A 12961-nucleotide genomic window follows, 5' to 3' on the forward strand; every position below is an offset into this window, starting at 1 on the left:
GAGAGAGGTTGACCGCGATCTTGAGCGGTTTGTTCCAATGAGCAGCTTCAAGACAGGCCGTCTTGAGTACCCAATCCCCGAGTGCGTGAATAAAGCCAATCTTCTCTGCCACAGGAATAAATTCAACCGGCGAAACTGCCCCCCGGATAGGGTGGGTCCAACGGAGCAAAGCCTCATAACCGCAAATCTCACGCGTTATGGTGCAGGCCTGCGGCTGATAGTAAACTTCCATTTCACCATTCTCCAGTGCCTTCTGAAGATCGGCTTCAAATGACTTCTTCTCCCGCAAACGCGTCTGCATCTGCGATTTGAATACGCTCGCATGACCAGGCCCGAGAGCCTTTGCCTCATAAAGCGCCAAATCGGCATGTTTGAAAAGTTCCTCCGTGTCGGGTTCACCCTCGGAGATTGCGACACCAACACAGGTTCCGATTTTGATTTCCAGCTCGCCGACATGATAAGGCTGGCTGATCACGTCCATCAGGCGATCCGCAAGTTCCAGTGCTTCCTCTTCCCGTAATCCCGTGGAAAGCACGGCAAACTCGTCCCCACCCAGGCGACACACCATGTCACCTCGTTCGCCGAGTTTGGTAAGACGTCGTGCAACTGCCTGCAACAGTGCGTCGCCAACATCATGCCCAAGCGTATCGTTTACGTCCTTGAACCCATCAAGATCCAGAAGAAGAATAATGGCCGACTGGCTTCCCGTCTGTGCGGCCTCAAGCCTTTTCTCCAAATCCTGCCGGAACAGGACACGATTGGGCAATCCGGTGAGCGCATCGTGATGTGCATCGTGCTCCAGCCGAAAATTCTGCGACTGCAGTTCACCTGTCGCTTGCCGAAGATCGCTTGTCAGGCGTTGCATGCTGCCATGCGCCCGATCAAGAAGCTTGTTGTGACGCAGCAGAAGAATAACGAGCACGACGCCGCAGAGAATGAGGCCCGCTGCCAATCCGGTGTAGATGAGATGCAACTGGCGAACCTCTGCCTGGGCAGCATCGATAAGTCCGACATCATACTCAACTGCAGATGACGCAAGCGCTGTCATCGGACCATCAAGCGCACTCATTAATTGCAGATGGGTTTTGACCTCGTCTGCATCAAGTTTATCCAGTTGGACGTCAAGTGCCTGAAGAACGTCGCTTAACTTCAAAAAGAGATCGCGTCGCCGCTGATCGTTTTGAATGAAGGAGCGCAGATTGCCTTGCTGCAACAGTTCCAGTCGCCCGAGCATAATATCGAGGCGAAGCCGCACTTCGTCGCGCGTTTCTTCGTTCATATCCAGGACGTATCCAGCCAGAACATGTTCAAGCCGCATATATTCCGATACTGTCTGACCAACAGCCCAGGAATCATTATAACGGGAGAATTTCTGAAGCGCTGTCTGTCGTTCGGCAATGACATAGGCGATATAGGCCGTTGCCACCACGAAACAACAGATAATGACGCCTAGAATTCGTCTCACACTTTGCCTCTATTCAACTATCAGCTTGGCAACCTGCCACGCGGAACGTGTGTAATAGGTCTGGCTTTGGAGCTGTGGGTCGCTGTCATACGGGTAAATAACAAACAATGGCCCTTTATCGCGAACCGGCATGTAATTGCCATCTCGTTTCATGGCAAGAATAACATTGAACTTCTTGAAGTCTTCCATCGGTAACGAGCTAACATAATCGTTCAACGCTACCGCAGTCACTTTCGTTCCCTTGGCACCGACAAGCGTCATAAGCTTGTCCATCGACACGCCGTCAAAACGCACACGACCATCATACCATGGATTTGCCGTTTCTACGGTCACCAAACCCAGGGCCTCCAGCATATCCCGATCAAATTGCGCTGTATTACCAACATTTGTATTCGAAATATTGCCGGATATGACCAGGATCGGCTTACCCGTCGGTTTGGCCAGCGGTTCAGCAGCGGCCCCGGATAGCCAGACGAAAGGCAAGAGCAGACAGGCAAGGACTCGAATTAGTTTCATTGCATTTCTCCATGATAAATTAGAACAATAAAGAGAATTGCCTAAACCAACGTGAAGATCGCATGAGTCTTGTATTTTTTCATGTTCTTATGCAATAAAAATGGAATATCGACGTCAAGCTTGCCGCAACGTAACTTCAAACGACCGCAGTTAGTGAATTACCCTAATGTTAGATCGTTTTTATTGGATAGTAACGCTTTTAATATGCCGTATCAGCTGAGCACTAGGTCAATCAGGCTCAATTCGTGCTGTCAAAAACAAAAAAGACAACGTGTTTGACGCTGCCCTTTGGAGAAATTGGATAGTTATTGTCTCCTCAACCGACTAGTTTTCCGCCGGTCATCGGCTCAGGAACGCCGGTTGTGCTCGGAAAACTGATAGGCAAACTGCGCAAGGCTCGCACTGCGAGGAAAGCAAAACATTCAGCTTCTACAGCATCGCCTCGCCAGCCAAGCGTTTCGACAGGCACGAGTTCCACCTTGGCTCGCTCGACCAGCATATGCATCATGGTTGGATTGCGACGGCCACCGCCACTGACTGCAAGCCGTTTCGGCCGACGCGGCAGAATGTCCAGAGCCTTCCCCACCGCTGAGGTCGTGAACGCTGTCAATGTCGCCGCGCCATTTTCCTCGTTCAGACCGTCTGCCATCGTCTCAGTAAAGTCGAAGCGATCCAACGACTTGGGATACGGAGCAATCAGATAGGGGTGCTTGAGCAGTTCGGCGAGCCGGTTTTCGTCTACCTTACCCTTTGCCGCCAGTGCCCCATCGCGGTCCATTTCGCCCAATCCCCGCTTTTTCATAAAGTCATTGATAGGCGCATTGGCTGGACCGGTATCGAATGCCACAAGCGCATCATCACCATCCCACCAGGTGATGTTACCGACGCCACCGAGATTGAGGATCGCAGTATTGCCACTCGCATCAGCACTGCGAAGCAAGGCAGCATGATAGACGGCCGCAAGCGGAGCACCCTGCCCGCCAGCCCGAATATCTGCCGTCCGGAAATCATAAGCCACTTTAGTAGCGAGCAGTTCGCTCATAAGTCTTCCATCGCCAAGCTGCCTCGTATCACCAAGCCTGCCTGCCTGCGGTGCACGATGCAAAACCGTCTGCCCGTGGAAACCTACAACGCCGATATCCGTCATCGACAGCCCGCTTTCCTCGACCAGTTCGCGCACAGCCGCAGACTGCGCGCGTGTCAGCGCTTCCTCGGCCTCAGCAAAAATCGCAGGTTCCGTGCCCTCAAAATTCCAGACGCGAGCCTCGGCCTGCGCCTGTTCGAGAAGATCACGAATCCAAAGGGGATAAGGTTTCAACGCGTAAGCGCCGAATTCCGCAATGGTTTCGCCATCAGTTTTCAACAGAGCAACATCGATGTTTCCATCAAGAACGGTACCGGTCATCAGGCCAACGGCCCATATTGGCTGCATAGACGTCTCCTATCCCAATGAAATTGCGTCGCCGACACCCTGACGCAGCGCCAGAATACCGCCGTCAAAGTGACGTGTCGGATGAATACGATTGGTGAGCAAGGTCCATGCCCTGCCCGCTTCAAAATCAATCCACAAGCCGGTTCCCGTGAAACCGGTATGCCCGATTGTATCCTTCGAATTGAAATTGCCCCCCGACCAACCGTCATAAGGCCGTTCCCAGCCATGCGTGCGGGTGGCGGATAGTGGTTGGCGCATGTGTTCGATAACGTTTTGCGATGCACCCGTGCCGTCAAGCAAGCCAAGCGCAAAATCGAGTATGGACGCACCCGTACCGAACAGACCCGCGTGCGCCGCACCCTGCAACGCTGAACAATTGTCGTCATGCACCTCACCGCAGAGTACACGATTGCGCCAGGTGCAATCTTCGGTAGCGGCACTAATCTCCGGCTCCGCGGAAAAGGCAAAGCCTTCGCCGGGGTCCATCTCGCGAATGGTCTTGCCGTAAAATCTTTCCATCGCAAAACCGAGCAGAATGAAATTGATGTCTGAATAAACCAGCGCGGATTCTCTCCATTCGCGTTGCAATACGAATGCGCGCAACAATTCCGGATCTCGTCCATATGTGTAGATCGGTTCGACCGACGGAAATGGCGTCTGGTGGCCGAGACATTCACGAAAGGTGACTTTGCGCTCCCAGGCATCATTATCATATTGCCGAAGATCCGGAAGCAACGTGATCAATGGTGCATCGAGGTCAATGACACCTTCCTCGGCCAGCGTAAGGATGCGAGGTGTCGTGAAAATCACTTTGGTCAGCGAAGCGAGATCGAACCACGTATCGGTTGTCATCGCGCGCCGGGCCGGAATGGTCTGCGCATAGCCGGTCGCCCGGACAGCCCGGTTCCCGGAGAGATCGACCATTCCGAGCACACCTCCCGGAATACGGCCTGAGTCACACGCACCTGTCAGAAGGCTAAAAGCTTTTTCAAAGCGAGCCGTAAAAGCAGTATCGACGGAGTGGCGGACATTCGGTTCTGCCATGATAGTTATGCCTCGGTCCGGGCCATGTGATCATGACCATATGTCTGCCAGTTTGCCGGTGCCGGCTCATATCCCAGCGGGCGTACGAGTGAAGGCACTTGTCGCGTATCGAGGGTAAAATGCTCGTTGCGCCGATCAATACTTGGAACGGCAGAGATCAGCCGCTTCGTATAGGAGTGTTTTGGTGCAGAAAGGATGGAAGCGGCATCGCCAATTTCCACGATCTGCCCAGCATAAACGACGGCGATGCGATGCGCGATACGCTCCACCACCGCCATATCATGCGACACGAACAGATAAGCGAGACCACGTTCCTTCTGGAGATCGATCAACAGCTCCAGCACTTTCGCCTGTACGGATACGTCGAGAGCTGAGACGGCTTCGTCGAGCACCACCACTGAAGGATTCAGCATCAAGGCGCGGGCTATACAAAGCCGCTGGCGCTGCCCACCCGAAAACTCGTGTGGGTAGCGCTCCAGACTGTTTGCAGGCAGCCCCACCCGGTCAAGCAACTGCAGCATCTTCTGTCGTGTTTCCGGCCCGCCGCGCCCGCCAGCAGCTATAACCGGTTCAGCAAGAATGCCGTCTATACGCAGACGAGGATTAAGCGATGCATAGGGATTTTGAAAAACCATCTGCACAGAAGATGAATTTCGAGTGTCGGCGGTATCAGTTACACCGACTTCAAGCTTGCCGCGTGACGCTTTGACGAGCCCGAGAATTGCACGCGCAGTCGTCGACTTACCCGAACCACTCTCCCCTACGACCGCCAGTGTTTCGCCCGGAACAAGATCGAAATCGACACCCTCCACGGCATGAACTGCACCAAGTCTGCGGCCAAGAATGCCGCCCTTGACGGGGAACCGGACTGTGAGCCCTTCCACAGCCAGAATCGGATTCGTTCCGGGTTTGGCTGCGCGTACGTTATCCGTTCGTACAGCCTTGCCGCTTTCAAAATGTGGCACAGCCTTCAGGAGATGCTGCGTGTAAGGATGCTGAGGCTGATCGAGAACGACATTCAGTTCACCTTGCTCCACTGCCTCGCCGTGTTGCATGACCATGATCTTGTCGGCCATACCTGCGACCAGACCAATGTCATGAGTGATGAAGATCATCGCCATGCCGGTTTCGCGCTTCAGCTCTGCCAGAAGTGCCATGATCTGTGCCTGTACCGTAACATCGAGCGCAGTGGTCGGCTCATCGGCGATCATGAGGCGCGGATTGCACGCAAGCGCCGTTGCAATCATCACCCGTTGCAGCATACCGCCGGAAAGCTGGTTCGGGCAGTATTTGAGACGCCGTGCAGCATCCGGAATGCGTACGCGATCAAGTACGTCCTTGGCAGCGGAAGCTGCCTGCTTGCCGGTAAGTCCACGGTGAAGACGAAACGATTCCTCAATCTGTGTCCCGATAGTGAGCACTGGATTGAGTGACGTCATCGGCTCCTGAAAAATCATGCCGATTTCCGCGCCGCGGACTTTCGTCAGCTCAGCTTCTTTCGCAGTCGCAAGATCGATGGTGGTACCGTTCGCGCGATTCAGCTCGATCGTTCCATCGATAATGTGCCCGCCGCCAAAATCCACAAGGCGATTGATCGACAAGGCCGTTACAGATTTACCGGAACCGCTTTCCCCGACAATCGCCAGCGTTTCCCCGGCGGCGAGATCGAAACTCACACCGCGCACAATCTCATTGGCTTCAGGATTGCGCCCGAAACCGACACGAAGGTTTGAGACGGACAGAAGCTTGTTCATGCCGCTACCCTCCGCATTCTGGGATCGAGAATGTCGCGCAGAGCATCACCCAGAAGGTTGAAGCCAAGAATACCGATCATGATCGCCAGTCCCGGAAATGCCAGCAGCCATGGCGCGGTTTCCATGAGATTGCGCGCATCTGCCAGCATGAGACCAAGCGACGAAGCCGGCGGCTGCGTGCCGAGACCGAGGAAGCTCAAGCCTGCTTCAGTCAGCAGCGACCAGGCAAGCGCCAAGGTGATCTGTACGGTCAGAGGCGCGACCAGATTAAGCAGTAGATGGCGCGAAAGGATGTAACGGTTGCTACTGTGGAACGTACGCGCTGCATCAACAAATTCACGTGTTTTGATCGACAACGCCGGACCACGCACAACCCGCGTAAAAATCGGGGTATAGACGATGGCAATGGCGGCGATACTTGTTCCTGTTCCCGGTCCGACAACGGCAATGATCAGAAGCGCAAGCAAGATTGCCGGAAATGCCAGAAGCACGTCCATGACGCGCATGACAGTTCCATCCCACCAGCGCCCAAACCATGCCGCAGTCAATCCCAGAACGGTGCCCGTGATGGCGGCAATTCCGACCGCAGAAAAGCCAACGATGAAGGATTGCGCGATGCCTGCCATCAGGCGGCTCATGACGTCACGACCGAACAGATCAGTTCCCATCCAGTGAGCAGCACTTGGAGGACGCAGCCTGTCTATCCGGTACTGCATCAACGGGTCATGCGGCGTAAAACCGAAATACCCCAGAAACGCGACGATCAGATAGATCAATACGATGAGCCCGCCGATACGGCCACTCGGATGAGCAAAAACGGAACGCAATATCTGCATTAGTTTTCCCCCAGACGAATGCGCGGATCGAGCGCAACGTAAAGAAGATCAACAAGCAGATTGACGATCATGAAGTTTAACGCGATGAAGAGAATACTACCCTGTACCAGCGCATAGTCGCGCTGCAATATGGCATCCAGCACCATGCGTCCGAGCCCCGGCAGAGCATAGATCTGCTCGACCAGCACAGCTCCGCCCAGAAGGTAACCGAATTCTACACCACTCAGCGTCACCACAGGGATGAGTGCGTTCGGCAATGCGTGTCGCCAGATGACAGAGCGAGCCGAGGCCCCCTTGCTGCGCGCTGTGCGAACATAATCATCACTGAGAACATCCAGCATAGCCGAACGCGATATGCGTGTGACCGACGCCGCAAATGCACAGCCGAGCGTTATGGCGGGCAAAATCATCTGTAGAAAATTCTGCCACGGATTTACCCATAGTGGCGTGAATTCGCCCATGGCAGGCAAGACACCGAACCCTGCCGAAAGAATATAAATGAAGAGGAGACCAAGAACGAAGCTCGGAGTCGACTGCCCGATCATTGCAAAAATGCGAACCACGAGATCGGACATTTTTTCGTTGCGCGTTGCTGCATAAACCCCTGCCGGGAGGCCGATGAGCAAGGCAATAATCATCGACATCAATGCCAGCTGCAGTGTCAGCGGGAAGCGTTCAAGAATAACTGTCAGAACTGGCTTCCCGAATGTGACCGAGACACCCAGATTACCTTGCACTACGTCACCGAGCCAACGCCAGTACTGTGTGGTCCAGCTTTGGTCGATACCAAAATATTGCGCCAGAGACTGCCGCTGTTCCGGCGTCAGCAGCCCTGCTTCCGTTCCAAGCATAGCCGTAATGGAATCACCTGGAACCATACGGATCGCGACGAAGACAAGGATCGACACCCCCAGCATAACCAGGGGAAATGTCAGCAGCCGACGTGTCAGATAATTCATGTCAGATTACTCACGGCCTGCCATCAAGGAAGGCACTGGAAAGCCACGCCTCCATATTGAAGACGTGGCGGATTTCATGACATCACTGCCCGATCTGCAGCTTGGTTACGCCGAACAGCGAACCGGTAGCGCGAGGCTCAAAACCGGTAACGTTCTTCTGGTAGGCGACGTAGTTGTTGGCCGTATAAAGCCATATCCAAGGAGAAACTTCTGTTATGTGCTTTTCGAAGTCAAAGAAGATAAGCTTGCGTTTTTCAGGATCAGTTTCGGCTCTTCCCTTTTGCATCAAATCGTCAAGCGTATCGTCAATATACTGTGCGACTTTCTGCAGGTTACCCGCCTTTGTCCAGTAACGGCCATACATCGTGTAGGGATCAGCCGAACCACCGTTAAGCGCCACCGCCATATCGAAGTCGCCCTTCAACCACGTATCGACATAGACGTTGAGTTCCATCATGCGGATATCGAGCTTGATGCCGATTTCGGCGAGTTGCGACTGGAGAACCTGGGCTTCGGCTGCAGCGGTTGCAGGCTCTCCATTCGCAGCAATGATAGTTGCCGAAAAACCATCCGCATAACCGGCATCCGCCATCAGCTTCTTCGCTTTTTCGACATCGCGCTTGTAGCAGAAGAGCGTGTTTGGATCGCTCGCATAGGCCGGCATTGTCAGCGGGCCCGTTACCTTGCCTTCACCGAGCAAGGCTGTATCGAGCACATCTTGACGATCAACGGCGCAGGAGATTGCCTGACGCACCGCCAGTTCCGTCATCGGCTTGCGCGACGGGTTCAACTGCAGGACATGATAAGCAAGAGCCGGAGTGCGCACCAGTTCCAGAGCGCTTTCGTTTGACACCATCGTTGCGACCAGCGGGTCGCTGAGGAGCGCAAAGTCGATCTGCTTGGCGCGAAGCGCTGCAAGGATTGCTGTTTCGTCCGGCAGGACACTGATATCGATCCCGTCGATCGCTACTTTACCGCCCGCCCAGTCGGGATTGGCTTTCAGCACTTCCTTGGAATTCGGTTCCCAGCGCTCAAGGACGAATGGGCCCGACCCAACAGTTTTCGTACCTATAGTTCCCGCCTTGATCTCGCTTTCTGGAACGACCGCCGCATTGATGCTGGCGATTGCAGCCAATAGCGGAACGTCAGGCTGGGAGAGTTTGAAGACGACCGTTTCAGCGTCCGGCGTTTCAATAGCAGAAATGGAACCGAAGTTCGCACGCGCGACAGCGCCTGTCTTTTCATCCAGAATGCGCTCGAAGGAGGCCTTCACATCGGCTGGCGTTACCGGCTGACCGTTCTGAAATTTCGCATTCTTGTCGAGCTTGAATGTGAGAACCTTTCCGCCTTCGGAAAATTCCCAGCTTTTGGCAATGGCAGGCGCGATCTGAAGGTCGGAACCAAGACGGACGAGCGGCTCATAGATGAGCTCGAGCAGACGAATCGATGAGAATGCTGGCTGCTTATGCGGATCGAGACCAGTGGCATCCTGCGACCAGGCCATTCGGAGCGTCGCGGCAAAAGCCGTCGAAACACCTAATCCACCAAAGCTTCCAATGCTCAACGCTATTGCGGCTGCGCCCGCAATAAGGCTTTTCTTGAAACTCGCTCCCATTTTCTTCCCTCGCAAATGACTGCAATGCTAATGTCCGACTGCTTCCCCGCTTCGGCTCACGCTTTATTGGCATTTATTGCCTGTCTAAGAAATCCCCCAGCATTCTTTAATGCCTTTCTTGCCTCATCCACTGGCATTCCGGTGATCGTGATGAGGATTGCAAGCTTGACCTCATTATCCGTCAAAGCGAGAACGCGTTTTGCCTCCCCCGCCCCGCAACCGGTTGCCTGCATGACAATTCGCGATGCCCGCGCGACAAGCTTATTGTTGGTGGCACTGACGTCCACCATGAGATTCTCGTATGTTTTCCCTATTCGGATCATGCTCGCCGTCGTCAGCATATTAAGAACGAGCTTCTGCGCCGTACCGGACTTGAGCCGCGTCGAGCCCGTCAGTATTTCAGGCCCAACAACCGGCGATATCGCGATTTCAGCCATGGTCGCAATGGTCGAATCGGGATTGCAGGAGAGCGCTACGGTCGTAGCGCCGATAGATGCTGCGTAGGCGAGACCGCCTATTACATAGGGCGTTCGCCCGCTAACGGCGATTCCCACGACAACATCGTGCGAAGTCAGACCTATGTTGCGCAGATCAGATTCCCCGAGCGACGGATCATCTTCTGCCCCTTCGATTGCATGTTGCAATGCATCCACGCCGCCTGCAATCAGCCCGATCACCATGCCTTCCGGTACGCTGAAAGTCGGCGGACATTCCGATGCATCGAGAACGCCAAGACGTCCGCTTGTTCCTGCGCCCAAATAAATCAGCCGGCCGCCAACCCGAAATGCGTCGACGATCTTATCGACGGCCTCGGCGACCTGAGGCAGCACTTGCTCAACAGCAACGGGAACCAGATGATCCTCGTCGTTGATGCGGCGTACGATAGCAAGGCTCGACAAGAGATCGATATCCATCGTGCGTGGGTTTCGCTCTTCAGAAACCAGTCTATCCAGTTCAGATAACAACGCCTGTTCCGTCATGCCTCTGCCTGCTTATCGAGCAGCGTTCAAAACGCGCCGCCTTATAGTTAATAAATGTTAGGATTATAAATTCCTTCAGTCAATCAAAATAAGGAATAAATTATTCCTTATTTGCAGAAGCCATGTTTCGCGCAAGAATGATCGCACCGGAAACCGCATCACCGTCGGCAGGTTTCAACCGCCTGCGGACGTCGGGCGCCAACCACGGTTCAAGTGGGGTAGCAAGCCCGCCAAGCAAGGTCACGCGCGGCGCCCCCTTTTCGAAAAGCACGCGCACGATAGTATCTATGTGGCCCGCAGCCGCCTGAACGATACGGCGTGCCGCTGCATCTCCCTGGTCCGCATGACGCATGACCATAGGCGCCAGAGACGCATATTCCGTAGCGGTTGCGCAGTCCATCCACGCCACAGCTTCCATCGGGCTTTGGTTAAAGCGCTCCATAACCTCATAGAGAAGCGGCGTACGCTCGATCCGATCATCATAAGCCTGAAGGGCCTGTTGAATCGCTGACAGCCCCAGAAAAGCACCACTGCCCTCGTCGGAAATTGGAAAGCCGTAGCCTCCGACGCGAATGTCGATACCATTCACGAAGCCGAGACCAATTGAGCCGGTCCCGGCAATAACGATAGCCCCATCACTACCCGAATGTGCACCGAGACATGCGCCTTTGCCGTCACTCATGAAATGAATACTCGAAAAGGGATGCTGTATAGCCTGAAGTCCTTCAAGCGCACCTTGCCTGCCTATGCCCGCCAGCCCAACGCCTGCATGTGTTCTGGCCAACTCTTCAGCACCCAGGCCCGCCTCGCTGATTGCTGCGTCAAACGCACGTGCGATGGATTCCCACGCCTTGTCTATCCCGAGCCGTGTAGTTGCCGGGCCAGACAATCCTTGTCCCAGCACATTGCCGGTCTCATTTTCCAGCCGGGCTCGACAGCCCGTACCGCCGCCATCCACACCAAGATAGAACTGATCTTTCCCAATCCTGTCCGACGTCATTCTGACAGCCGTTCTATATCTGCACCGCAAAGCTTCAGTTTGCGGTCAAGCTGTTCATATCCACGATCCAGATGATAGATGCGATTAACGACAGTTTCTCCCTCGGCCACGAGCGCTGCAAGAACAAGTGACACGGACGCCCGCAAATCCGTTGCCATAACCTGTGCGCCATGCAGCGGGCGCCCGCCGCGTACCAGCGCAGTTGTCCCATGCAGTTTGATGTCGGCACCAAGCCGCATCAGTTCCGGCACATGCATGAACCGGCTTTCGAACACCGTTTCGCGAATGAGTGATGCTCCTTCGGCACAAGCTGCCAGTGCCATGAATTGGGCCTGCAGATCGGTCGGAAAACCAGGATAGGGCTCTGTCGTCAGATCAGTTCCACGCAAGGAACCGCTACGTGAAACAACCAATCCGCGATCACTTGGCCAAACGCTTACGCCCATCGTTTCAAGCACTTGCACAACAGACGCGAGATGTTCAAGACGGGCATGCGTGAGTTCGAGCGTGCCGCCTGTAATGGCGGCAGCAACAGCGTAAGTTCCGGCCTCGATTCGATCCGGTATGCCGTGGTGGCGTGCAGTCTGCCAAGATGTATCGCCCTGGATCAGAATGCGATGCGTACCCGCTCCTTCAATCTGCGCCCCCATGCCCCCGAGACATGCGGCGAGGTCGCCAATTTCCGGCTCACGAGCCGCATTCAATATTTCCGTTTCGCCACGAGCGGAAGTTGCCGCCATCATCGCCGTCGCCGTCGCACCAACGGAAGGCGCTGGCAAAACAATCCGGCTTCCGATCAGGCCGTTATCAGTCGAAGCCACGATCCAGCCGCGATCAATGGAAACATCTGCGCCAAGTGTTGCGAGCGCTTTCAAGTGCATATCCACGGGACGCGCACCGATGGCACACCCGCCCGGCAAGGAAACACGAACCTTGCCCAGTCTGGCCAACAAGGGTGCCAGCACCAGAACCGTCGCACGCATTCGCCTTACAGTGTCATAAGGAGTTTCTCCTCCGACAACATCTGTGGCGGTTATTGTCGTCGAGTGCGGCGCGCGGGAGATTCGTGCCCCATATGACTGCACGACATTGAGCATGTTTCCGACATCACTCACCGCTGGGAGGTTGGTAAGTTCAACAGGGTGAGGGTTTAACAAGGAAGCCGCGATCTGAGGCAGCGCGGCGTTTTTCGCACCGGAGATATTGACCGCTCCCTGCAATGGTCGTCCACCGACAATTCGCAATCGTTCCATGTCTCTCCACCATGTCCTCTCTTGCGGATTGTTAGCTCATTCCGTAAATTTTAAAAGATTGGAATTTTATATTCCAAATCAATTTCGGTTATCCTATGAGGCAAGGC

General features: G+C 54.6%; 11 protein-coding genes (1 of these 11 cut by a window edge). All 11 read right to left on the reverse strand.

Annotated elements, in window-relative coordinates; translation table 11 throughout:
* Positions 1–1465, reverse strand: the 5' portion of a protein-coding gene (locus tag AAE521_RS22810) for a putative bifunctional diguanylate cyclase/phosphodiesterase (protein ID WP_342062578.1). 515 nt of this gene lie to the left of the window's left edge; 1465 of the gene's 1980 nt are visible here — the first part of the coding sequence; the start codon lies at positions 1463–1465; its stop codon lies off the left edge, out of view.
* 9 nt (positions 1466–1474) lie between these two features.
* Positions 1475–1981 (reverse strand): putative pterin-binding protein, encoded by a 507-nt coding sequence (locus AAE521_RS22815; protein ID WP_071633830.1) that lies wholly within the window; start codon positions 1979–1981, stop codon positions 1475–1477.
* 316 nt (positions 1982–2297) lie between these two features.
* On the reverse strand, positions 2298–3413 hold the full coding sequence (locus AAE521_RS22820) for an anhydro-N-acetylmuramic acid kinase (protein WP_071633831.1): 1116 nt from the start codon (positions 3411–3413) through the stop codon (positions 2298–2300).
* 9 nt (positions 3414–3422) lie between these two features.
* Positions 3423–4457 (reverse strand): serine hydrolase domain-containing protein, encoded by a 1035-nt coding sequence (locus AAE521_RS22825; RefSeq protein ID WP_342062579.1) that lies wholly within the window; start codon positions 4455–4457, stop codon positions 3423–3425.
* A gap of 5 nt (positions 4458–4462) precedes the next feature.
* Positions 4463–6211 (reverse strand): ABC transporter ATP-binding protein, encoded by a 1749-nt coding sequence (locus AAE521_RS22830; RefSeq protein WP_071633833.1) that lies wholly within the window; start codon positions 6209–6211, stop codon positions 4463–4465.
* Positions 6208–7047 carry an ABC transporter permease gene (locus AAE521_RS22835; RefSeq protein WP_071633834.1) on the reverse strand — a complete coding sequence of 280 codons (840 nt, stop codon included), beginning with the start codon at positions 7045–7047 and terminating at the stop codon, positions 6208–6210. The genes AAE521_RS22830 and AAE521_RS22835 overlap by 4 nt, the downstream gene beginning before the upstream one ends.
* Positions 7047–8006, reverse strand: coding sequence for an ABC transporter permease (locus AAE521_RS22840; protein ID WP_071633835.1), 960 nt, complete (start codon positions 8004–8006; stop codon positions 7047–7049). Before AAE521_RS22840 ends, AAE521_RS22835 begins: the two co-directional genes overlap by 1 nt.
* Positions 8007–8088: 82 nt before the next feature.
* On the reverse strand, positions 8089–9621 hold the full coding sequence (locus AAE521_RS22845) for an ABC transporter substrate-binding protein (protein WP_342062580.1): 1533 nt from the start codon (positions 9619–9621) through the stop codon (positions 8089–8091).
* A gap of 56 nt (positions 9622–9677) precedes the next feature.
* Positions 9678–10601 carry an N-acetylmuramic acid 6-phosphate etherase gene (murQ, locus tag AAE521_RS22850; protein ID WP_342062581.1) on the reverse strand — a complete coding sequence of 308 codons (924 nt, stop codon included), beginning with the start codon at positions 10599–10601 and terminating at the stop codon, positions 9678–9680.
* Between the two features lie 100 nt (positions 10602–10701).
* Entirely contained in the window at positions 10702–11601 is a 900-nt protein-coding gene (locus tag AAE521_RS22855; protein ID WP_342062582.1) for a glucosamine kinase nucleotide-binding domain-containing protein, read from the reverse strand.
* Positions 11598–12854, reverse strand: a complete 1257-nt coding sequence (gene murA, locus AAE521_RS22860) for a UDP-N-acetylglucosamine 1-carboxyvinyltransferase (protein WP_342062583.1) — start codon at positions 12852–12854, stop codon at positions 11598–11600. The genes AAE521_RS22855 and murA overlap by 4 nt, the downstream gene beginning before the upstream one ends.
* Positions 12855–12961: the final 107 nt, after the last annotated feature.

The organism is Brucella cytisi (assembly GCF_038433355.1).
GTDB lineage: Bacteria > Pseudomonadota > Alphaproteobacteria > Rhizobiales > Rhizobiaceae > Brucella > Brucella cytisi.